The organism is Bacillus sp. FSL K6-2944 (assembly GCF_038005385.1).
In the GTDB taxonomy this organism is placed as follows: domain Bacteria; phylum Bacillota; class Bacilli; order Bacillales; family Bacillaceae_G; genus Bacillus_A; species Bacillus_A cereus.
In genome coordinates, this window is the sequence record NZ_JBBOTE010000008.1 from 21,812 (window position 1) to 44,560 (window position 22,749).

Below are 22,749 nucleotides of genomic sequence, written 5' to 3' on the forward strand. Positions count from 1 at the left end.
ATGACAATTATTGGAGAGCTAGGAATTGTATATGTAGTGACCGGAGCCTCAGTTTTAGGAATAAAATTGCTGAAGAAGAAAGGTTTTTATCTTCCAAGTTGGTTGCTACGTGCGGGTCTCAAATGCCTATTGATTGGGAGTGTTTGGTACGTTCTAATGGATATACTAGATGTATTTCTACGTTAGTATTACATCTGGTAGTTGAAAATGATTATATTAGCGCATCTTAAACGTTTTTTCTAAGCTTCCATACAGGCTCAACTACCTTAAGGAGGTATGGAGGGAATGCTGTCACTTTTATTAGTTCCAGCAACCTTTATAACAGTAGCTTACTTTTACAAAAGTAAAGGAATGAGTGATAAGAAAAAAATTGCAACGTTTTTTGAAATTGCAAAGATATGTGTTCAGCATAAAGGTGAATTAAAATACCCAATTTTTATAAAAGAAATAGAAGATGACATAAGTATGAATTATGTTTACAAGTTACCACTCGGCGTACCAAGTCAACTTATCAAAAAATTAGCTGAAGTATTAGAGGAAGGACTATATAAACCTGTTAAAATATCGTTCCATCAAAGAGAGCTTCATATCCGCGTATTTAAGCAACAAATACCTGAAATGTGGAATTGGTCTAGGGATCTGTTAAAAGAGCACACATGGAGAGTTATGATGGGGAAAGCGTTAGATAAACATGTATATCATGATTTCGAGGAAACACCGCATATGTGTGTGGCGGGTATGACGCGGTTTGGAAAGACAGTATTCTTAAAAAATGTGATGACTAGTTTGATTTTACAACAACCTCAACATGTGAATTTTTTTATTATCGATCTGAAGGAAGGGCTAGAATTTAGTCCTTATAAAGAGCTATTCCAAGTAGTAGAAGTAGCTGAAAATCCGGAACAGGCGTTAGAGATGTTGGTGAGAGTACGTGAAAAGATGGTAAAACAGATTGAAATGATGAAGAAGTCCTATTTTACCAATATCATAGATACGTCCATAAAAAAGCGTTGCTTCATCATAGTAGATGAGGGAGCAAATCTTTGTCCCACACAAGGATTACCTAAAAAACAACGGGATTTATTATTTATCTGCCAGGAGATGTTATCTGAAATTGCAAGAATCGGGGGTGGTTTAGGATTCCGGCTTATATTTTGTACGCAATATCCAACCTCTGATACATTGCCAAGGCAAATCAAGCAAAATGCGGATGCAAAGCTAGGTTTTCGATTGCCAACAGCGGTTGCGTCACAAGTTGCTATAGATGAACCAGGTCTTGAAGATTTACCTTCCCTTCCTGGGAGAGCATTGTTTAAAACAGATCGTACAGAAGAAATTCAGGTACCTTATTTAAAGGATACAGAAATGTGGAAGTTACTGAAGCAATACAAGGTGGTGAAACAACATGAGGCACCAGAAGCTCAAACAGAAAGCCAGACAGATCGAGATTTTATCGAGTTTAAATAAGCTAGAATTTGCTTCTAGGAGGCAATTGCAAGCGATTCATGCTCTAGGTAGTATTCGAAATGCAAATCGTGTTTTGAAGGATTTACGGCAATATTGTCATGTCACTTCGCATAATCGGGAGTACGTATATTATCTCAACAAAAAAGGATCAGCCTTGTTAGGATTAGAACCTGATGAACGAAAAAAGAAACACCAACTTGAACATATACTTTTAAGAAATGAAGCTTGGATGTGGCTTGGATTTCCCGATTGGAAAACAGAGCAAGTTATCCAATTTAGGTATCAAAATGAAGAAAAAACAATTGTACCAGATGCATATTATGGAGTTGATCAGATACCGCATTTTGTTGAGATTGATAGGTTGCAACACATGAAAACAAATGAAGAAAAAATAAAGTATTATGGTTTAATTGCAAAGTTGTATAAAAAACAAAGAGATATCATACCTAACATTCTATTTTTTACAATTTCAGATTATCGTGAAAAGAAACTAGAGGAGTATGGGATAAAATATAATGTATACATCCGTACATTTTTACTAAAAGACGTACTGTAAAGTTAAAAAGCACAAGGTGAATTCTACTCCTTGTGCTTTTTACATGTCCCAAAAATTATGTACATTTACTTTAGAATCAAAACGCTTAATTGCTTTCATGATCTTTTGAACAATAGTAAGAGTTGGAACATGATTTTTATCATTACAAAGCCTAGTTATAGTACTACGACTAACTTTTGCTGCTATTTCTAATTCCTTTTGTTCAATCCCATTTTGATCTAACCATTTTCCTAGTTTTGTACGCTTTTGCTTATTTCCTTTCATTCTATTTTCACTCCTTTCCCCTCTATGTATCTGTAAGTCTGGACATAATTCCCTAAACGTATACATACATAGATGAATCAAAAAAGAAGCATATGGCTCAAAAAAGAAGCATATTATAAAAATAGATAAAGAGAATAACAGATTTTTTGTAATTATTTTGTGGAATATAGCATACATAATAATAGCTACAAGATGCGGATACGCTGAAAATATAATTGCATCTTGTTGCAACAGGTATGCTAATAAAATAAAACGCTTAAACCCGTTGATATATAAGGGTTTAAGCGTTTCTATGTTTTGAATACTAAACAGTATATGATTTTTAAAATGAAAGTCTAAAAGTAATTCGAGTCGAAAGACAAAGAATAGTAAGTTTTGATTTTTGACTAAACAAACGAAAAATTTCACGTACCATATTAAGAACAAAAATGAATCAGAATAAAAAATAATGAGAATATTATTAAAAATAACACCAAAACACTAGACGGTTAAACTAGTGTTTTGGTATACTAAAGGTAGGAGGTGAAAAGTTAGATTGTATATCATTAACAGCAGAGAAGAGCTCCAATCTTTTTTAAAAAATGAAGTATGGACATCAGAAGAAGCAAGGAAAGTGTTAATTATCTCTAAACAACGTATGTCTCAATTGTTAGCGGAAAATAGGATTATTCCTATTTCTAAAGTTGGGCAGGTGAATTTGTACTGGCGTAAAGATGTTGAGCTTTTAAAACAAGAGTTGGTTCAATCAAGAAAAAAATATAGGCCTCAACACCCATCTGGGTAAATAACAGAACGCAAAAAAGTCCTCACAGCCTTGGACAGCAAATCGAGGACTTTGCACAAAAACATTTTCAATTTAGAAAGGATGAGGGAACTATGTTCAACACTTTAAAAATCAAAAATGGTGAGTCCATTATAGCACAAACTCACCCAGTAAAAAAAGATGTTACAAGTATAAAACAGACGGTTGCTATACGTTATCGTGCAGTATGTGAATGGTTTGGTATTGAGGATTGCAAAGCATCTCAAATATGGTTTTTCGGATTCTTTGGAGTCTCCATATTTATGATGATTGTTACATATCTAATCGGTGGTATGTGTTATGGTTTCTAAAATCATATTGGATGATACAACAAGATCAAACATATTTGATTCCCTTACTGAAAAACAAAAAGATTTTCTACAACAACATGTGAAACGTGGCAAAAAAACTGCTTTTGCTAATGTTATGGCTTTAGACAAAGGAATTGTACTTCCAGAACATGCAACGGACACTGAAATTCAGACCATTTTAGATGAATGGGTATTAATAGAATACATTGATAATGGCGAAATAAATGCCAATACACCTTGTGAATGCGGTAGACCACTTCGTTATCAATATATCGTACAGCATCAAACAACAAAAGAAACCAGACGTTTTGGTATCACCCATTTTGCGGAACACACAGGTCTTCCAGCGCACATCGTTAAACAAATCAAAGATGGATTTGCAGCTATTGATTATGAGCGTGACGAGTTACTTGTGAAGCTACAGAATCATTGGTGTTTAGATGATGAATTGTCCCACTTTCCAAATGGGTTTATCATTCCAACAAATTTAAAGCAACAATTAGATGCTGGGATACCACTCTTGGACACACAATTCAAACGGCTTAGAAAAGAAATATCTTTATTTTTGCAAGAATTGCATGCACCTTCAAGACAAGTAGAATCCATAAACGATATAGGAATGGCCTCAGATAGTAATGAGCAAGTTGTTTTAGACTTATTTCAAGAAATCGGTTATTCCATAGAACAACAAGAGAACGTTTCATGGGAATTAACATATGAACATCAAAAGGCAATTGAATATTATCTTCAAAAAGGTGTATCTAGTGCTTGGGTATTAAGCGAGCTATTAGTGAAAGAACACAATTCTCCAAAGGGCAGATATGCTACAAGAAAGCCGAAAATGTATGTGCCCGTTTGCATGTACTTAGATGAATTGGTAAAGCGAGGAACTATTAGATTGGTAGAAATTGATGGGAAATTAGATCGGATGTATCAGTAGATAGGGATTTCCAATGTATATAAGTTACAAAACTAATGACCGTATAATGAAAGGGGAAAATACTTATGAAACAAGAAAAATACAAGGCTATGTTAGATGATGTTGTACAATTTTGTTACCGTAAGAATCCATCAATCAGGTTAACAGGTTATGTAGTGAGTGTATTAGAAAACACTGTTATTGTAGATATTTCAAACATGCAACATTCTTTGGATAAAGGTATCGCTATAAGACAAGTAGTACGTCATGGCAAGTATACAAAGGTTCCTAACGAACAGGTGGAACAGGAGGAACCGATTTGTACATTTTCGATGTGAATTATACGGTGAATGGCGAATCGTATCTGAAGTCGTATTTACTTGCTCAACTAGAGGACGGTTTCCTTTTAAAAGAACAGATTCAGACTCTATTGCATTATGAACAACAAGAACCTGTTGAAATTATATCGACAGATTTAGAGGAGCTGTGCTGATGAATACATTCGAAAAACAATTAGAAGAAAAAAAGAGGCAACAAAAAATGGAACGTATTTTTAATCATGCAGTGAATGGAGAAGCATATTTCCATAGTCCATCATATAAGTGGAAAAGTATTGTGTTACAACATTTCAACAAAATACAACGCAAAGAAATGAGCATTGAACAGCTCGTTTCTTTGCTTGAAAAAGAAGGAATTCGGTTCGCACAATCTAAATCATTAATTCGATATCCTGTTATAGATTGCTTGAAGCATATTGCGAAAATTAGTGGGGCGAACATAGAGTTGTAAAACTGTATAATAAACAAAGATATTCTCAATTTTGGGTGTTTTTGCCCATCCCCCCCGAAAGGATGGGCAAAAACACCCAGGTAGCATTCGGAATGCCAATCGTATTCTGAAGGATTTACGCTCCTACTGTCATGTGACGTCGCACAACCGAGAGTATGTGTATTATCTCAATAAAAAAGGGATGGCACTACTCGGTATACAGGCAAAAGAAAGAAAAAAGAAGCATCAATTAGAACATATTTTATTGCGAAATGAAGCATGGATGTGGCTAGATTTTCCTGATTGGAAGACAGAGCAAGTCATCACTCTGCGCTATCAAGGAGAAGAAAAAACAATTATCCCAGACGCCTTTTTCACAAAAGACAATGTCCCTCACTTTGTAGAAGTAGACCGGCTACAGCATATGAAGGTAAATGAGAAAAAAATACAGTATTATGCTTATTTAACTAACATTTATCAGAAACAACAACAAATTAAGCCCATCATCATCTTTTGTATGATATCTGACTGTAGGGAGAAGCAATTAATGAAGTATGCGCTGAAACATAATGTGTATGTACAGACGTATTTGCTACAAGATGTGATATAAAAGGCTACATCCAAAAATCTGTGTGATTAACATTTTTTCCAGTTAGCTTTTTGAGGGCTTTTAAGACTTTATTAGCTGTTTTCATGCTAGGAGATACACTATCTATGTTCGCAAGTCTGCTAATGGTTGATTCTCTAAGACCACTATTTTTCGCAATATCAACTTGTTTTAATTCATGCTTATCTATAAATTTCCCTAATTTTGAACGTGGTTTTTTAAACCAAGGCATGTTAAACACCTCACTATTTTTTTACTACTACCTTGTCCAAAACTTCTATTTTTCAAACTTCGAGATAAAGAATATTTTAAAAACTACAGCATATAATTAGATAAACGAACAAAATTTGTGTAATTATTTTGTGGAATATAGCATACATATTAATAGCTACAAGTTGCGACTACACTGAAGTATAAATTGCAACTTGTTGTAAAGGGTATGCTAGTAAAATAAACAATCATGACTTTACAGTCTCACCCATATATGAAAAGGGGTGGGACTATTTATTTTCCAAGCTTTCCATACTGGTTATATAGATGGATACTTTAGTACGTGGCTTTTTATGGTGGATTTACCCCGTAAAATAAACTGTAAGAAATAATTTGGTGCACATCCCTTTGTTGACAGGTTCCTTCTGATCACGAACAGAAAAATGTTGAATTTCCAATTATTTCGGTCATCCATCTTATATCTATTAGGGAGGTTCATGCATTGGAAACTTTACATTCTCATTGTGCTGGACTTGATGTCCATCAGAAAGAAATTGTTGTTTGTATTTATATTGGAAATTCCGAGACAGAACTTACAAAGGAAATTCGTACATTTCCTACTTTGACAAAACATCTATTTGAAATGCTTCAATGGCTCGAAGAGCTACATATTACCCATCTTGCGATGGAAAGCACCGGTATCTATTGGAAACCCGTTTTTAACATTTTAGAAGATTATTTTGATATTACCCTTGCCAATGCACAAAGAATAAAAAATGTACCAGGGCGGAAAACAGACGTAGCGGATGCTGAATGGATTGCCAAACTCCTTCGATATGGATTAATCGAAAAAAGTTTCGTACCTCCATCAGACATTCGAGAACTTCGTGATTTAACACGATTACGTAAGAAAATGATTGGCAATATGACTGCTGAAAAAAATCGTATTCAAAAAACATTAGAGTGTTCTAACATTAAACTAGGTTCTATTATCTCTGATGTATTTGGTGTATCTGGTCGTAAATTACTCACTCGCCTTGTGGAACAAGGATATGTTAACCCACATGAAGTAGAAGAACATATTCATGGAAGCATGATGCCGAAGGCATCCCAGATTACAGATTCCTTGTTTGGAACTTTAAATCCACATCAAATTTTTCTTATTCGCCAATCTTGGAATCACATCTTATTTCTCGAAGAATCCATTCAACAAATAGAAGAAAAAATTGATCAACTTCTTTCTACTTATCAAGAACAAGTTGAACTCCTTTTAACGATTCCTGGGGTGAAAAAACATGCTGCCGCAAGCATTATCGCAGAAGTTGGTGTCGAAATGAGACAATTTCCATCCGCCCAACATCTTGCTTCATGGGCAGGATTATCCCCTGGAAATCATGAAAGTGCAGGCAAGAAAAAGAATTCTCGAACAACAAAAGGAAACCCACATATTCAATCTATGCTTTGCGAAGTAGCCTGGGCAATCTCGCGAACACGTCATACATGGTTATCAGGAAAGTATTGGTCTCTTGCTGCACGGAGAGGTAAAAAGAAAGCACTTATCGCCATTGCACATAAAGTTATTAAAATTATCTATCACATATTAGATCAACGATCTGGTTTTATTGAATATTCAAAAGTTCTTTCGTAGTAACTCATTCAAGTTCATATTCCTTTCGCTACTGTTAAAAAAATTTAATAACATGTGGCTTATTTTTCTATGCCCTTTTTTAAGTCATTACACACATGTTAAGATTTTTTACTTCTACAGCACATATGAATTTTGGAATGATAACTTGAGTCTTTTCACAGAAAAAAAGCGAAAACTCTTACTCTCGCAAGGGGTTTCGCTTTTTGTATGAAGTGAGGAATTGGAAGCAGATAAGAAGAAAACTAATAATTTCACGTACTATAATGTAAAAACATGTAAAATGAAAGAGGAACATCTGAAATAAGGGGGTTTCTCTGTCATCCTGTCGATATTTGCTGTATAATAAGGAAGATTAATTAATATGCCTTCCAATATGCGGAGTTTAACATGTTTCACTTTTTCATAGTAGCTTCAACAAAAATCAAAATCCCTATGTATAGCAGGCACACAATACTGACGTTGTATTGTATGCCTGCTCTTTTTTTAGTATAGGTAAGGCGTAGCAAAGCACACAGTCTTGGCAACGGAATGGCTATAGAATAAGAGAGTAGTGGCGAGGTGTGTAAAGGGAATCCCCTTGAGAGTCACAGGCATGTTTCATGCGATTCCAAGGGAATTTTGTGTAGGAATACATGATGGATTTTCCAGTATTCCTCTATATGAGTATATGATACAATCAAGGTGTTCCGTATATTCCATTATATTGAACACCCATAGCAAATGCCTACAAGCAGGAGGCATTTGTTTCGATTTTTCCCTTCAGGTAAGCTAACGACCTGAAGGGTTTTTATCGTTAGAAAAGGGACAGTTGGATGGGTTCGTGTTCTTCTTTTTCTTGATTTGTACAAGAGATATGTCGATTGTATCCCTTCCCTAATCTTCGCTGCATTTCATCATCTAGTAATTGAATCGCACGCTCTTGTGAGGCTGTATACATGACTACTTCTTGTGTCGGGTATATTTCTCCACTTGGTGCTACGATGGTATAAGAAAGTGTATAGGCACTAATTTTCAAAAAAACGCCTCCTTATTGCGCATAATAGTGAAAGCAATAGAATACATACGTGATGAGGACACCTACAAATATGATACCGTATAATTTTAATCCGATCAGTGCGCATTTAGAAAAAATAGATAATCCTTTTTTTAGAAATGTAAATAAAACACCAGCCAAGAATAAGACAACAGAACCACTTATGAGAAAACTAATCAATATTTTCACCTCTTTTTTTGTGTATGCTGTATGATCGGTTATAGTTCTTCCAAATCTGTTTCCATCATGTATACAGGTGCAACGTGTTCTTGTTCCAGCAAGGTTTGCAACTGTTGTTGGAGTTCAAATCCATCTCCCGACTCAGCCAGCAGAAAAGACTTTGAAAAGTTGTTTCCATCCACAGAATAGCTCACATCAAATAGGTACATACTCACTGTGCCACTTTTTACAGGATTTGAATGGAACGGGTTTATATTGCTCATGTCGAACAACTTGGCGTCCATCAATTCCAAGTTGGAAAAAGGATTCCATTTCAGAAATATCTACCATACTAGTATGTATGTTCAAGTACCTTTACAATGTATCCTGTTACTTGCAGAGAAAGTTATGACGGTAAGAAAATGTTACATAATCCCCAACGTTAATTTTGTTAATGCTTCCATTAGAAGCCATAGTAGACACCTCCCATCACGTACGTTATTGTGAATAGAATAATAGGTGCAAGAAAAGTACCGAAAAAGTATAGTTGAGACTCGTTACAACCATCAATTCCAAACCATTCACACAGTGCGTAATATTTGGTAAGTAGCTTATTTTTTGGCGTCTGAGGTGTCTGTTGTGGTCTTTCAGAATGTGATACAATAGCTTCATCATTTTTAATTTGTAAAGCGTTTGACATATTTGTCATCCTTTCTGAATGGAAATGATATTGTGGAAAGTCCTCGCAGTCTTGGTGGGTGCTGAGGGCTTTCTATTACCTTCTTTTTTCTTTACCATAAAGACGTTCCATCGCTTCAACAGTGAATAAATATTCTCCACGTTTGTTTCCGGGTTTCAGGAAATACTTAATTAATCCTTGTGTTTTTAACTCGTCGATTATAGGACTATTTTTAATCCGCATTCGTAAGGTGGATTCGTTAATATTCCATCGATAGCTTGCTTCGTTAGTGGTCATAACATCTTGTAGTTTCATGTCATTCATATGCATCTCCTATATGTTGTAAAGGTCTAATGTCCTCTTTTTCCTATATTATAGGTCTATTGTAATGACTTATAAGTCAATTGTAAATTGATATTTTCAAAAAATTATATTTTTAATTGAACGAACTTGAATATCGAGATAAAATAATGCAATGTGACAAAATGTTCAAACAGAAATGGAGAGAGGCATCGCATGTATCCCAAATGGATTGACAAAATGGCATTTTCAAAAGCACATCAAGAGTTATTAATTCAGTTGTATAGAAAGCAAATCACACGAAGAGAATATGATTCTTTGGTGAATGAGCTATATGTTTTAGAAACAAAGGGGATCTCAAAATAAAACATAAAAAAATTATTTTGAGAGGTTTTTGATATGGAAATAGAATGGAGTGAACTGTAATGAGGGGCAATAAAAAAGAAGAGCAAATACAGAAATTCATACTTATGCAAGAAGAAATCCGGCTATGGATTCAATATGTATTTCAGCAATGGGAGAGCAAGAAACAAGAACAGCACAATTCATTTCCGAAATTAGCATATATAGAGACAGTAGCATTTGAAAGCTCAGAATCATATCAAGAAATAAAAAGACTTTCTGTAGGAATGGTGCGGGAGATGAAAACATATAAAAGAGAAAAATTATTGCTACAAATAACGGAATTGCATCAACATATGCAAAGCATTGTGTCAGCTGTCCTAGAAACGATACAAAAATATTCTGCATCCTAATTAATATATATAGTGATATCCCATTTGAAAAAGTATTGTAAGTGAACAGTAAGTAATAAAAAAAGAGTAGCTAATAATGGCTACTCAAAATGGAATACATATTATGGATGATTAACAGTTTTCTCATACAAGCTGTACTTTATACAAAAGGTTAAGAAAATTATAGGTGGTTTGTATCCTTTGTCTGTTTTTATTTTAAGCATGTTGTTTCAATTTGGATCGAGAACTGGTATTGTTCGTGTGATTCTTCTTCTAACAAAGTAGCGAGCGCTTGTAATTGGTGAATGACTTTCTGTTTTGATTTACGGCCTGTATAGTGGATATGAAAGGATTCTGGAATAGAAGGCTCTATCGGTGCTGACGGAATTGTTGTCGGTTTAGTTTCTGAAATCACGGGTACATCTTGCATTGGGATGGTTGATGGGAGTGTTTGCGTTTGAGCTGGTTCGGTGGAATGAGTATATTCTAGAGTGTTAGGTGTATCTTCTTTGGGAGTAGTTTTTTCTTTTCCTTTTCGTTTTGCCTGCATGTGCCCTTGGGTCGTAATTTCATGTTTTTTATACAAATCATAGAGTTTATTTTTATAGGTTCCTAATCCTTCTAAGATTTCTTTGATTGAAAAGTGCTCTTTCCAATATTGCAGCCGCATTTTTTGTTCTTCCGCAGGTAGAGATTCGAAAGAAGCTAAGGGAATCCATGTATTCAGTTCTTCGATACGTACTTTTTCCGGCAATGGGAATCACTCCTTGAAAGATGGTATGTTGTATAGATTCTATAGGAAAGAGGGATTCCCCTTGAAAAGAATTGTATAGACCGTTATTTTTCGAAAAATTCTTTATTACTTTAACCCTCTTTTTTGAATTGCTGATTGGGGTTTCTCTGTACCCATCGCATCCAAAAGGGACATTAATGATTAATTTTATACAAAGGAATGTCTTTAGATCCATCTATCCTACCCAATTCATAAATATTTAGGTATTGCTATTTACAAAGATAGATACAGCAAAGTTAAACTTTCCTCAGTAGCTCACGTTTTTCGATTTCACGATATAACGCTGATTTTGTTACAGCCATCTTTTTCTCAAGTTGCTTAAATTTAGGGAGAATAAATAGGGAGTGTTCTAAACTAGAAAAATCAGGGTTCCTAATCGTTTCCCTAAAATTAGGACTTTAGGGAATATAACAAGCTAATATACCTTTTTTGGGGGTTGGGCAAAGAAACCCAAAATATATTAAAGTATTTGAAATTAATTGAAGGGAAGATTTTAATGAAAAAGAATATAACAATTACTCTAGTATTTGTTCTCCTATTTTTACTGATAAATGGTATAAATGACATTATTAATGGGGCGACTGGAATATTTGACTATACATGGGTTGTATTAGTTACATTTGCCATGTTGTACAACTTATTTGCTTTATATACATTATATATAAATAAAAATAAATGATTTTTTTTGTTTTTATATTGCATTGTTAAGATGGGTATTAGCTACTTCAAATGTCCTTATACATTGGATAAAAAACATAAATAGAAAGAGGTACAATTAATGGAATTAGATGTTATGTTTGAGATTGCGTGTTTTTTGCAAGCAGGAAATGGTTCTTACGAACTTTTGGGGAGTACTTACGACTTAGAAGTATATTAATTTGCTTAATTTTTTTGACATAATAATTCACAATCTATACAGGACGCGTTTGGTCAATACATGTAAACTTGCTCTTCCATACACCATACGTTTAATTAGATTAATGATTAAACGAGACAATATTAAATCTAATTTAAATAAAAATTTGATAAATGTTAACTTCATTAAGTGTTATTGTTATTTACAGTAATTATAACAAAAAACAAATGAAAATATAACACTTTTAATATATGGATTTATAGTTTAATATTTGGAATTGTAGGAGGTGGAAAAATGAAATCTATGGCAATTAAATCTCAAAAAGGTAATTTATACTTATATGCTCTTGCGATTGTTGGTGTTGCATCATTTTATGCTTTAGTAAATGCTGGACTAATTCTTCAACTTGCAGGAAAGGTTGCATGGACAGGCGTAAATGCAACAGCAATTTCTACAATTTTAAATACGATTATTAATGGCGCAAGCATTGGTGGTGCAGTAGCTGCAGTTGTAGGTGTAGCACTTGGTGGACCGGTAACAGCTGCACTCACTGCTATCGGACGAGGCATGTTAATTAAATGGGTAAAACAACGTGGCTTCTCATCAGTTGTAAAATTCTAATTACTAGAAAAAATCAAGGTAACCATAAGGTTGCCTTGATTTTTTAAATGGAGGTTAAATTGGAAAACTATTTTATTTTTTTTAATAAGTATGCTACAAAAATAGCACTTTCAATATATTTGTTCGGAATGGCATTTGCATTAATATTATTCTTAATTTTAAATGTAGATTTTGGTGAGATTACCTTTAATAATGATATTGGTAATTTTTTTGATATATTTATACACAACTTAAAGGTTCAGATGTTTATATTTATGGGGGCATTGCTTTTAGGTATTCCAACAATCATTTTATTGTTTATAAATGGGTTTTCTATTGGAATGACGGTGGCACAAGCTATTATTTCTGAAAATCTAATAGAATTACTATTACACATTTTACCACACGGGATATTTGAAATACCTGGATTTCTTATAATTTCTATACTTTCTTATCAAGTATTATCTGTTTTTAATCAAGAGAAAAAGTTGAAGGCACTTTTTGGATTTTTTAATGAAAAAAAATATTTATTTTTATTAAGTTTCATATTAACATTTCTTGCTGCATTAATTGAAGGAATATAAATAGAAAATTGAGGTGTAGTCAGTGCAAGAGTATATAGAAAAAGGATCAATTTATAAGTTCTTAGTTTCACCAATTAAAAATTTAAAAAAGAAGAATTTAAAAGAACCCTTATTATTATTAACCCTACTCTTTATAGGAATAACAATAGTAAGCGGAATAATTAGTAGCAAATTTATATTGAATAATGAAGCTGTTGCAGAAATTCAGTCAAGTATCACCGTAGAGAAAGGAAGATTAAATTTATTTTTAATTATAATTACATCATTTATGGCAATATTGAACGGGTTTACCAGCAATATTATTATTGCCTTTATATATAAAATAATTTTTATCCTTTCGACAAAAGATGTGAATTTTAGAAAAGTTTACTATATTTTCTTTTATATGGGCACTATTTCTTTACTAGGTGTAGTCTTTAATGGCGGATTATCTATTTTAGGTGACCATAACACGATTCAAAGTTTTTCTAGTCTTTCATTTATTATGTCAGATAACACCTATATTAAAGCTTTGTTAAAACTTTTGGATGTTTTCTTTATTGTTCAAGTTTACATTTTGGGATTATTCTTAAAAGAAATAGCCTGCTATTCTTGGAAAATCACGTTTTTAATTCTTATAGTACATACATCAATTATGTATGTATCTCAGCTTTTTATTTAATAAGGGGAATTTAATAAATGCTAAAATCAATGTTTATATATGTTTTATTCTACTCAAAATATATAATTCAACACAGAATAGAAAGTTTAGAAAAAGTTTTCCTGAAATTTAATAAGGAAGTGTACTTTAGAAGATATGGATATATTATTTATACACTTTTCTTTATTCTAAAAATTTCATTCGAATGTATTATATATTTAGGAATTTCATATTTTCTCAGTCTATATCTTAATAGTTTTGAAGCATGGACAATGTATTCCTTATATTTGGTAGGTATCATTGGTATTATCAATGGGATATCACTTACAAAAAGAGTTTTATCGCCAGTAGATAAAAACATTCTATATTTATTACCCTACTCTAATAGGACCCTATATTTATATACGTGGTTGTTAAAGTTTAGTGTTCATAATGTGAATTCAATATTACAATCCATTATATTAGGAATATCTATATATATTATGTTTGGGAACGTTAACTATTTTATTTTACTATTAATTGGACTTTTAATTTGTAGCATCATGGTATCTTATATTGTCACATTGTACATATGTGTTTTTTATGTCAAATGTATTCAAACAGGCTATAAAATAGCAGCTTTTATTACATCAATATTTAAAGGTTTGATGATATATATTTGTACATACTTTATAGCAAATTGGATTGTACACTGGCTCATTTCTGTAGAAGATATAAGACAGATATCTACTTGGAAAAATATAGTAGATGTATTTTTCAAACAAATCAAAATCTATATTTTTGAATTGAACATAAAAGAATTAGTGTATAGCAATAGTTTCAATAATATTATATTTACTGCTGTTACTATATTAGTAGTTGTTGTGGGAAGTATTCACTATTTATTGGCTGGAAAATGGTATAGATTTCAATGGGAGACACCGTTTAAAGGTGATTACTCTGATTGGATTTTGGTCTTAAACAAATACTTTAATAAATTTGTTAAATCTCCTTTACTAAAAGTACAAATTCAAAACTTTTTTAACAGCCGAATTCAACTTAGCCACCACTATTCTTACTTTTTTGGGCACTACTTTAATTATGCCTTTATTGCCCTTTCTAGTATAGTAGCTGCGCTTCCGAATACTGGAGGTGTGGATATTGTTAAATTTGTTTTAATATATATCATATTTAATTCAATTTCCAAAGATGCATATGAAACTATAACTTTATTTCCTGGATTATTACGTTTTGATAGTGATAGTGGGATATTACGCTTATATAGAATGTCGAATGTTTCATTTAGTAAGTTATATCATTCAAAAATTCAATTTCAGAGGTTTTTAGGTTCAGTTGAAATGTTTTGTATTGTTATAATCTGTTTCTGCATTATCAAACCTAACTTACAAGAAACGTTTTTTATTAGTTGTGTGATTACTTTAAATTACTGTGTTACCCCCCACATAACTACACTATCTACATATATGTTCCCGCATCTACATAATCAGCATTACTCAGAAATGGAAGATTATGTAGAGACAGAGTTTGTTATAGATAAAGTGGCTTATCAATTCCGACAAATTATATTTTTCTGCACAGCTACACCTTTTTTAATGTTAGTATTCTTAGAAATTAATACAGATTGGATGTATCTGATCATTGGTAGTTTGTTTGTTATTATAAGTTTTGTCAGCTTAAAATTGATTAAAAATATTATAAAAAAAGCCGAGTCTAAACTCAATCAAATGGATATGTAAGGGAGTTAGTATGTTATTACAAGTAAATAATTTAAACAAGGCATATAAAAAATCAGAAGATGTGTTGAAAAATCTCAACTTTAGTATGAATTCAGATGAAAGGGTTGCAATTATAGGTAGAAACGGTGTTGGAAAGTCGACTCTTTTAAAAATAGTCTCAGGATTATTAATACCAAATGAAGGTTCAATTTTGTTTCAAAATCTAGATTTATTGAAAAAGCCCGAGCTTCGTAAAGAGATTGGTTTTGTCTTTACAGAACCGATATTTTATGAAAGTTTAACAGTGGAAGAAAATCTAATATTTATAGCCTCACTTTATAAGGTGAAATCAATTAAAAATACGGTTCGGGAGAGGATGGGGAAATTTAATATATATGATTTTAGACAAAAGAAAGTTTCATCTCTATCCAGCGGTATGAAGCAAAAAGTACAAATTTGTGCATCTACCATCCATAATCCTAAATTACTAATCATGGATGAACCTTTTAATAAACTTGATTCCCTATCCCTTGAATTTTTATATGAATTTATAGTGAATTTTGATGGCGGAATCTTATTTACGAGTCATGATAAAGAACACGTATATAACTTAGCAACTAATATATTAGTTTTAAAAGATAAAGAAATATTACCTGGAATGGAACATCCAAATAAAAACGTTTCCCATACCGATTTTTATAAATGGTATGATGAAATTTTATAAAAAGGAAGGTATACCATGCAAAATAACTATTTTGAAACTGTAAAATTAACTTTTAAAAAAGACGTTAAATCAATTGAAACTTGGAGTGTGTTTTTTATTTTCTTTTTTGTTACATTATTTAGCTTGAAAAAGTTTGATAATGCTGGATTACCTATGTACATAAAAGTTTTTGCGATTTCTTTAGTAACGTTTATTATCTGTTATCTTATTAAATGTTATAGAATCTTTAAGAAAAATTAAATTAAACAATAATATAGGTTCTGTTCTAACTTTTTTACAGGTAGAAAGTTAGGGGGAGGTATAGCTGAATTCTATACAAGTGTGAGTAATTTCTGTAATTCATTGTACGTTGAATCGTTTTGATTCCTTTTGTATTTTCGCACGATATTAAACAATTACCATATGTTTAGTTGTATTTAGTTTTGAAAGGGGAATGATTATGTTACCAAATACAGTTCGTACTCCAAACAAGAAGAAATGGATTATTATTGGGGTTATTGCACTAATTGTTATTGTGGCAGCAGTTAATATTTTTATTATGCAAGGCAAGAAGAAGGGCGCATCAACAACGGCTGATGCTGTAAGTTTTGAGAAAGTGACAGAGCGTAAGCTGAATCATACGAAGTTAATTTCTGGTCAGGTGAAGCCTGGTAATATTGAAAGCTTCTATGCAGATCCAGCCAAAGGGAAAGTGAAAGATATTGAGGTAAAAGAAGGGCAAGAGGTAGAGAAAGGTACGAAGTTATTCTCTTATGATAATGAAGAGATTAATCTTCAAATGAAGCAAGCTGAGCTTGATCAGAAGATGGCGGATATGCGTTATGATCAAGGGAAAAAGAAGATTGATTCATTGAAGAAAGAGATTAAGAAGGCGAAAGATAGCGGATCTGCAAAAGAAGTAACAGATCCAATGGAAGAGCAAGTAAGTGAGTTAGAAATGGCACAAAAGACAACTGATCTTGAGAAAGAAAAAGGGAAGTTACAAAAAGAAGAGTTAAGTAAAAAACAGAAAGAACTTACGATTTATAGTAATTTCACTGGTGTTGTACAGAAGTTAGATAAGGATGCAGCGCAAAGTTCATCTCAGGCATTAGGTGGTCAAGGGAAAGCATTTTTACAAGTTGCTTCTAAGGACCCGTTCCAAGTTCAAGGGACTTTAACAGAGCTTCAAAAGTCACAAATTCAAAAAGATCAAACGTTCACTGTAACTGCGAAAGCAAATAATAAGAAGAAGTGGACAGGTAAGATTACGGAAGTAAGTGAGTTCCCAACGAGTGCAGAGATGGCTCAAGCTGCTGGTGAAGGAACTCAAAATATGTCTCAATATACATATAAGGCAAGTCTTGATAGCCAAGATGGTTTATCTCCAGGTTATCACGTTTCTCTGCAAGTAAATTTAGAGAATAAGACGATGATTGCTGTTCCAAGTAAAAGCATTGTAGAAAAAGGCGATGATGCATTTGTTTATGTTGAGGATAAAGGGAAGCTTCGTAAACAAAATGTGAAAAAAGGTTCTACTGATGGGGACTGGACAGAGGTTGTAGAAGGCGTAACAGTGGGGCAAAAGGTGGTTAAAAATCCTTCCGACGATGTGTATGACGGAATGGAAGTGAAAGAGAAATGATTACGTTAAATCATATTGCTAAAACGTATTATCAAGGGAAATTGGCGGTGCCGATTTTGCATGGTATTAGTTTAACAATTCAGAGCGGTGAGTTTGTTTCGATTATGGGACCGTCTGGCTCTGGTAAGTCGACGCTTATGAATATTATCGGTTGTTTAGATCGTCCAACAGAAGGCGAATATATGCTGAATGACGTGAATATCTTAACAGCAGACGAGTCAAAGCTTGCTTTAATTCGTAATGAATATATTGGCTTTGTATTCCAGCATTTTAATTTACTGCCTCGTCTTTCCGCAGTGGAAAATGTTGAGCTTCCGCTCGTATACGGTGGCGTGAAGAAAGCGGAGCGTCGCAAGCGTGCTTTGGAGGCGTTAGGTAAAGTTGGATTAGCGGATCGCGTGCATCATTTACCAAATGAGTTATCCGGTGGACAGAAGCAGCGTGTAGCGATTGCAAGGGCAATTGCGAATAACCCAACGTTCATTATGGCCGATGAGCCGACTGGTGCGCTAGATACGAAGTCTGGTGAGCAAGTTATGGATATTTTTACGAAGCTTAATGCAGAAGGTACGACAATTGTTATGGTTACGCATGAAGAGGAAGTAGCGGCTTATTCGTCTCGCCGCATTGTACTGCGAGACGGGAAAGTTACAGAAGATAGAAGGTGTGCAGTATGAGTTTACTAGATAGTATGAAAATTGCCTTATCGTCTATTTTAGCTCATAAACTACGCTCGGCTTTGACGATGCTTGGGATTATTATCGGTGTAGGCTCTATTATTACCGTCGTTGCGATTGGGCAAGGTGGGGAAGCTGCATTGAAATCTCAATTTGTTGGATCAGGTAATCAAACAGTTCCGATTCATTATAGTGCTGATATGAATGATCCTTTTGGTATGGGGATGGTAGAAGCACCGAAAATAACTGAAGAAGATATTTTTGAAATTAAAAAAATTCCAGAAATCTCACATGTTATAATAACAAATTCAAGTATGGAATCTCTTGATATTGAAGATAAAAAAGAGATGGTGAATATTACAGGATTAGACAATGAGTATTTCACGGTGAATAAAGTGAAAGTACTCAAAGGACGTTCGCTGCAAGAATCAGATGTGGATCAAGGTAATAATGTTGTCATGATTAGTAAACAAATGGAAGATAAGGTGTTTAAAGATGCCAATCCGGTCGGTAAAATTATTGAAATGAAAGGTCAACCGATGCAAATTATTGGTGTCTATCAATCAGATAATGAGTTTATGGGAATGGGCCCATCAGAAGCACTAATTCCCATTTCATTATGGCCGACACTGTATGGAAAAGATGAAATTCAAAATATTTCTGTTCAAGCAAAACATGTAGATAATTTAGAGAAGGCAGGTAAAAAGGCTGCAGATGTCTTAAACAGTCGTAAACCGAGTGATGCAACTGGTACATACGAAGTTATGAATTTAAAAGAACTTCAAGAAGGTATTTCAAAGATGACCGGTATTATGACAATGATCATCGGCGGTATCGCTGGTATTTCACTAGTCGTTGGTGGTATTGGTGTTATGAACATTATGCTCGTATCTGTAACAGAACGTACGCGCGAAATTGGAGTACGTAAAGCACTTGGAGCGACGCGTAGTAAAATTTTATTACAATTTTTAATTGAAGCAGTTATGTTAACGCTTCTAGGTGGTTTAATCGGAATTGGTCTTGGGTATGGCGGGGCATATATCGTTTCCACATTTGCGAAGTGGCCACCGCTCGTTTCATGGGAAGTTGTCGTTGGAGGAGTGCTATTCTCTATGACACTTGGTATTGTTTTTGGATTAATTCCAGCAAACAAAGCTGCGAAATTAGATCCAATTGAAGCATTACGTTATGAGTAATTAACTTGTATGATAGAAATGCTATTCAACCATACAGGATATAAAATATGAGGAGTGTAAAACATGGAAACAAACGTAGTAAAAGGGAAATGGAAGGAAAGACCATCATTAGGTGGCATGCTTCTTTCACCGAGTGTGCAATTTTCGAAACTGAAGGTCACACAAAAAGTATGGAGTGCTTTCTTTTTAGTTGTTTTTTTTCAAGCAATTGTAAAAGGGATTTCTTCTTATGCCGCTCAAAATACTGCGGAAATGATAGAAATACAGAAACAACTGGGTGATGTGCAAGAATCTATGGGATTGATGATAGGTAAGGCGATGGGAACTAGTTTTTTCGGGGCGCTTATCGGAACTTTATTAGTAGCAATGATCTATAAAGTCTTTCTCATGTTTTTTGGAAATGATACGTCTTATAAGATGGTACTTGCTATTATTGTGTATGCAAGTATTGTACTGATTATTGGTGATCTATTCAATGCAATTGTAACACTTATGTTTGGTGGAAATATAACAGGATACACGAACTTAGCCCCATTATTCCAACAAGGTACACTACTCCATGGAATGGCTAGCGCATTTGAGGTATTTTATTTATGGTATTTAGGTTTAATTTGGATGGGATTACGAACAGTTGCCGGATTAAGTAAAGTAAAATCCTCCATTCCAGTTGTTGTCATCTTTTTGATACAAGCGGCGTTTATTACTTTTGGCACCATGATGGTATCAAAGTTCATGTAATTTAACGATTTCATCCAAAGGATATGTTATGCTCTACTTGAATATATCCAGGTAGAGCATATATTTTTAGTCAATATTATCTAGGGATATAGGAATCTATACGAATACGTTTGAATCCTTTGGCTGGATAATGAATTGTTTATCCTAACATGTGAAAACTGCGGCCAATGTTCCCAAAAAGCAGTGTTACCATAATATTCAAGTACTTAGTTATGTTGATAGAATAGAAAGGGTTGTATGTAAGATGGTATATACAGAGCTCTCCTCTTCGTTTCAGAGGAGTTTTCGTTCTGATTTATGTAAAGTATTGCGCTACTATTTAGAAGACACGAAATATGCATGTGTTACAGAAGATATATCGATTGTGACAGATTCATTTGTGGAGATATTGATGGTATATTTTCAAGGTTCCCCTGTATTTCTTAAGTGGGAGAAAATCGGTTTTGAAATGGATCGTATCTCGTGTAAGGATATTTTGCAAGAAATTGAACATGCTATGCGCCAAAGAAGTTCTACGTTAAAACATAGAAATCATTTTTATCGGTTACTACGAGAGATAGGCCTTCAAGAAGATATCCCACCGGATTTTTTGTGTATGAAGAAGAGAATAATAGAATTGGAAATGCTAAAACAACAGCGAGAGACAAAGAAAAAAGGCCGTCTTGTTTCGGGGCGGCAAATCAAATCGTTACAAGTTTTGTGGAAGAAAACATTTCATCGAGATTTAGAGGTATCAAAGGACATGACACAAGGAGAAGTCGATGAATTATTTCGTCGTATACATAAAAAACAGTGTAAGTTAGCTCGGATGGATAAAAAGAGTGGTTTTAGTGGTATAGCAAAGGTCTTTTGATATGCGAAATTGCATATTTTATTTTCTCTCTAATCATGTATAATGAGGGAAATACAGAAGGTAAGATTCTTAATACGGGGAGGAATAGGGTATGTCAATTGCAATCGCAGTCTTAACATTCATTGGGGGCGTTGCTCCATTAGTTACACAATTGTTAAAAGCATTTATGTAGTATATCGTTTCTGATATGTTGAAAACGTGATAGAATATGATTGTCTGTTATTTATTTTCATTCATTTGCCCCTTTGGGGCTTTTTTTATAAGATAAGAAAGTATAAGTTTTTGAGCACGAAGTGCTTCTTTGGAAAGCTTGCTATATAAGGGTTTGTGAGTAATATATCAAGTATGCACTATGCTCAAAAGGACCGGGTGATTTTCCCGGTTTTTCTTATATAAAAAATAAACACCACATCCGCGGTGTTTAAGGAGAAGATCATCTGAATTTAGTAAAAGTATTAGCATCTTGTATTTTACAGGAAATTATATATATTGGTATTGAGAAAGTTATTCTCTAAATTCGAGATAACAAATAATACATCCAACGATTATCCCCATAATGAGATAACCCAATAGAATATCTATGCCAAGTACAAACATGATGTTTCTTCCCATCTATTGGTTATTTTGCTAGTTGCGATTCATATTCCTTTACTAATTTATAGAAAGAGGAACGTTTAATTTCATATTTTTTCATTGCCCCCACCGCTGTAATGTTTCCATCGTGCCATTCTTGGTAGGCTTTGATGAATTGTTTGGTAATTTGTACAGGCGGTCTGCCTAACTGTTTCCCTTGCTTCTTTGCAAGTGCGATTCCTTCTGCTTGTCGTTGTTTAATATCATTCCTTTCTTTTTCTGCGAAGGCAGAAAGAATAGTAAGAGTTGCTTTTTGTACAGCCTGTTGGATAACATCATTTGTACTTTCTCCATTATAATTCACATTAATAAAAGGTTCTTTAATAAATTGTAAGTTAATTCGCTGTTGTTCAAAGTAACGAAATTCCTCTAACACATCATTCATGCTACGACCTAATCTTGTTAAGGAATCAAAAATAATGGTATCGCCCGTACGAGCTAATCGTTTTAACATTTGATAATTTTCTCTCTTCATATTTTTACCAGATTGCTTATCTATAAAAATATCCCGATCTTCTATTCCTAGGTATTTCATATTTTCAATCTGACGTTCTTCATTTTGGTCTTTACTGGAAACTCTGACATATCCAAACTTTTTATCTTTCAATCTTTTCACCTCGACCACAATTATATCTCATTTATATCTGTAAAGGTGTATA

30 protein-coding genes are annotated in these 22,749 nt (G+C 33.6%); 22 read left to right on the forward strand and 8 right to left on the reverse strand.

The features are described from left to right. From MHH55_RS34255 to MHH55_RS34265, 3 genes are all read left to right on the forward strand, one after another. Entirely contained in the window at positions 1-186 is a 186-nt protein-coding gene (locus MHH55_RS34255; RefSeq protein ID WP_100910777.1) for a hypothetical protein, read from the forward strand. Positions 187-285: 99 nt separating this feature from the next. Further along, entirely contained in the window at positions 286-1,467 is a 1,182-nt protein-coding gene (locus tag MHH55_RS34260) for an FtsK/SpoIIIE domain-containing protein (RefSeq protein WP_340882620.1), read from the forward strand. Next, entirely contained in the window at positions 1,406-2,023 is a 618-nt protein-coding gene (locus MHH55_RS34265) for a replication-relaxation family protein (protein WP_100910775.1), read from the forward strand. The genes MHH55_RS34260 and MHH55_RS34265 overlap by 62 nt, the downstream gene beginning before the upstream one ends. Positions 2,024-2,062: 39 nt before the next feature. Here the strand turns inward: MHH55_RS34265 and MHH55_RS34270 are convergent, their stop codons facing one another. Continuing rightward, complete coding sequence (locus MHH55_RS34270) at positions 2,063-2,287, reverse strand: helix-turn-helix domain-containing protein (RefSeq protein ID WP_098424699.1); 225 nt, start codon at positions 2,285-2,287, stop codon at positions 2,063-2,065. 535 nt (positions 2,288-2,822) lie between these two features. Here MHH55_RS34270 and MHH55_RS34275 point away from each other — a divergent pair. The 7 genes from MHH55_RS34275 to MHH55_RS34305 all read left to right on the forward strand — a co-directional run bounded on the left by MHH55_RS34275 (position 2,823) and on the right by MHH55_RS34305 (position 5,697). Next, on the forward strand, positions 2,823-3,071 hold the full coding sequence (locus MHH55_RS34275) for a DNA-binding protein (protein WP_100910774.1): 249 nt from the start codon (positions 2,823-2,825) through the stop codon (positions 3,069-3,071). Positions 3,072-3,163: 92 nt separating this feature from the next. Beyond that, the gene (locus MHH55_RS34280) at positions 3,164-3,400 is read left to right on the forward strand and encodes a hypothetical protein (RefSeq protein WP_100910773.1); all 237 of its coding nucleotides are present in this window, start codon (positions 3,164-3,166) and stop codon (positions 3,398-3,400) included. Next, positions 3,390-4,340, forward strand: a complete 951-nt coding sequence (locus MHH55_RS34285; RefSeq protein WP_100910772.1) for a DUF3895 domain-containing protein — start codon at positions 3,390-3,392, stop codon at positions 4,338-4,340. Before MHH55_RS34280 ends, MHH55_RS34285 begins: the two co-directional genes overlap by 11 nt. 65 nt (positions 4,341-4,405) lie before the next feature. Then, positions 4,406-4,657 (forward strand): DUF2187 family protein, encoded by a 252-nt coding sequence (locus tag MHH55_RS34290; RefSeq protein WP_232733619.1) that lies wholly within the window; start codon positions 4,406-4,408, stop codon positions 4,655-4,657. After that, a complete protein-coding gene (locus MHH55_RS34295) occupies positions 4,639-4,812 on the forward strand; it encodes a hypothetical protein (protein WP_198523885.1) in 174 nt (57 codons plus the stop codon). The genes MHH55_RS34290 and MHH55_RS34295 overlap by 19 nt, the downstream gene beginning before the upstream one ends. Next, entirely contained in the window at positions 4,812-5,108 is a 297-nt protein-coding gene (locus MHH55_RS34300; RefSeq protein ID WP_100910771.1) for a hypothetical protein, read from the forward strand. Before MHH55_RS34295 ends, MHH55_RS34300 begins: the two co-directional genes overlap by 1 nt. Positions 5,109-5,127: 19 nt before the next feature. Next, positions 5,128-5,697 carry a replication-relaxation family protein gene (locus MHH55_RS34305; protein ID WP_340882622.1) on the forward strand — a complete coding sequence of 190 codons (570 nt, stop codon included), beginning with the start codon at positions 5,128-5,130 and terminating at the stop codon, positions 5,695-5,697. A gap of 4 nt (positions 5,698-5,701) precedes the next feature. On the opposite strand, the gene MHH55_RS34310 is transcribed toward MHH55_RS34305, so the two are convergent. Next, positions 5,702-5,926, reverse strand: coding sequence for a helix-turn-helix domain-containing protein (locus MHH55_RS34310; protein ID WP_065486450.1), 225 nt, complete (start codon positions 5,924-5,926; stop codon positions 5,702-5,704). 480 nt (positions 5,927-6,406) lie between these two features. Here MHH55_RS34310 and MHH55_RS34315 point away from each other — a divergent pair, with 480 nt between their 5' ends. Continuing rightward, on the forward strand, positions 6,407-7,552 hold the full coding sequence (locus MHH55_RS34315) for an IS110 family transposase (protein ID WP_340882542.1): 1,146 nt from the start codon (positions 6,407-6,409) through the stop codon (positions 7,550-7,552). Positions 7,553-8,345: 793 nt separating this feature from the next. Here MHH55_RS34315 and MHH55_RS34320 read toward each other — a convergent pair. The 4 genes from MHH55_RS34320 to MHH55_RS34335 all read right to left on the reverse strand — a co-directional run bounded on the left by MHH55_RS34320 (position 8,346) and on the right by MHH55_RS34335 (position 9,747). Further along, entirely contained in the window at positions 8,346-8,567 is a 222-nt protein-coding gene (locus tag MHH55_RS34320) for a hypothetical protein (protein ID WP_065486452.1), read from the reverse strand. Positions 8,568-8,803: 236 nt separating this feature from the next. After that, positions 8,804-9,028, reverse strand: a complete 225-nt coding sequence (locus MHH55_RS34325; RefSeq protein ID WP_340882319.1) for a hypothetical protein — start codon at positions 9,026-9,028, stop codon at positions 8,804-8,806. 179 nt (positions 9,029-9,207) lie between these two features. Further along, positions 9,208-9,444 carry a hypothetical protein gene (locus MHH55_RS34330; protein ID WP_078188140.1) on the reverse strand — a complete coding sequence of 79 codons (237 nt, stop codon included), beginning with the start codon at positions 9,442-9,444 and terminating at the stop codon, positions 9,208-9,210. Positions 9,445-9,519: 75 nt separating this feature from the next. Further along, the gene (locus MHH55_RS34335; RefSeq protein ID WP_078188141.1) at positions 9,520-9,747 is read right to left on the reverse strand and encodes a helix-turn-helix domain-containing protein; all 228 of its coding nucleotides are present in this window, start codon (positions 9,745-9,747) and stop codon (positions 9,520-9,522) included. Between the two features lie 401 nt (positions 9,748-10,148). Between MHH55_RS34335 and MHH55_RS34340 the strand changes: the two genes are divergently transcribed. Continuing rightward, the gene (locus MHH55_RS34340) at positions 10,149-10,478 is read left to right on the forward strand and encodes a hypothetical protein (protein WP_065486456.1); all 330 of its coding nucleotides are present in this window, start codon (positions 10,149-10,151) and stop codon (positions 10,476-10,478) included. Between the two features lie 190 nt (positions 10,479-10,668). On the opposite strand, the gene MHH55_RS34345 is transcribed toward MHH55_RS34340, so the two are convergent. Next, positions 10,669-11,211 (reverse strand): hypothetical protein, encoded by a 543-nt coding sequence (locus MHH55_RS34345; RefSeq protein WP_340874055.1) that lies wholly within the window; start codon positions 11,209-11,211, stop codon positions 10,669-10,671. 1,189 nt (positions 11,212-12,400) lie between these two features. On the opposite strand from MHH55_RS34345, the gene MHH55_RS34350 reads away from it, so the two are divergent. From MHH55_RS34350 to MHH55_RS34395, 10 genes are all read left to right on the forward strand, one after another. Continuing rightward, positions 12,401-12,727, forward strand: coding sequence for a putative cyclic bacteriocin (locus MHH55_RS34350; RefSeq protein ID WP_144489190.1), 327 nt, complete (start codon positions 12,401-12,403; stop codon positions 12,725-12,727). Between the two features lie 59 nt (positions 12,728-12,786). Beyond that, positions 12,787-13,290, forward strand: a complete 504-nt coding sequence (locus MHH55_RS34355) for a stage II sporulation protein M (RefSeq protein WP_186314991.1) — start codon at positions 12,787-12,789, stop codon at positions 13,288-13,290. 22 nt (positions 13,291-13,312) lie between these two features. After that, the gene (locus tag MHH55_RS34360; RefSeq protein WP_144489192.1) at positions 13,313-13,951 is read left to right on the forward strand and encodes a YIP1 family protein; all 639 of its coding nucleotides are present in this window, start codon (positions 13,313-13,315) and stop codon (positions 13,949-13,951) included. A gap of 17 nt (positions 13,952-13,968) precedes the next feature. Next, positions 13,969-15,666 carry a hypothetical protein gene (locus tag MHH55_RS34365; RefSeq protein ID WP_340882544.1) on the forward strand — a complete coding sequence of 566 codons (1,698 nt, stop codon included), beginning with the start codon at positions 13,969-13,971 and terminating at the stop codon, positions 15,664-15,666. Positions 15,667-15,676: 10 nt separating this feature from the next. After that, the gene (locus tag MHH55_RS34370) at positions 15,677-16,369 is read left to right on the forward strand and encodes an ABC transporter ATP-binding protein (RefSeq protein WP_061685861.1); all 693 of its coding nucleotides are present in this window, start codon (positions 15,677-15,679) and stop codon (positions 16,367-16,369) included. Positions 16,370-16,808: 439 nt separating this feature from the next. After that, positions 16,809-17,993 carry an efflux RND transporter periplasmic adaptor subunit gene (locus MHH55_RS34375; RefSeq protein ID WP_340874053.1) on the forward strand — a complete coding sequence of 395 codons (1,185 nt, stop codon included), beginning with the start codon at positions 16,809-16,811 and terminating at the stop codon, positions 17,991-17,993. Continuing rightward, on the forward strand, positions 17,990-18,670 hold the full coding sequence (locus MHH55_RS34380) for an ABC transporter ATP-binding protein (protein WP_000631603.1): 681 nt from the start codon (positions 17,990-17,992) through the stop codon (positions 18,668-18,670). Before MHH55_RS34375 ends, MHH55_RS34380 begins: the two co-directional genes overlap by 4 nt. Beyond that, the gene (locus tag MHH55_RS34385; protein ID WP_340882545.1) at positions 18,667-19,866 is read left to right on the forward strand and encodes an ABC transporter permease; all 1,200 of its coding nucleotides are present in this window, start codon (positions 18,667-18,669) and stop codon (positions 19,864-19,866) included. Before MHH55_RS34380 ends, MHH55_RS34385 begins: the two co-directional genes overlap by 4 nt. Before the next feature lie 63 nt (positions 19,867-19,929). Further along, positions 19,930-20,604, forward strand: coding sequence for a Yip1 family protein (locus tag MHH55_RS34390; protein WP_340874049.1), 675 nt, complete (start codon positions 19,930-19,932; stop codon positions 20,602-20,604). Between the two features lie 244 nt (positions 20,605-20,848). After that, positions 20,849-21,457, forward strand: coding sequence for a hypothetical protein (locus MHH55_RS34395; protein ID WP_340882548.1), 609 nt, complete (start codon positions 20,849-20,851; stop codon positions 21,455-21,457). A gap of 619 nt (positions 21,458-22,076) precedes the next feature. Here the strand turns inward: MHH55_RS34395 and MHH55_RS34400 are convergent. Next, the gene (locus MHH55_RS34400; RefSeq protein WP_340874045.1) at positions 22,077-22,715 is read right to left on the reverse strand and encodes a recombinase family protein; all 639 of its coding nucleotides are present in this window, start codon (positions 22,713-22,715) and stop codon (positions 22,077-22,079) included. Positions 22,716-22,749: the final 34 nt, after the last annotated feature.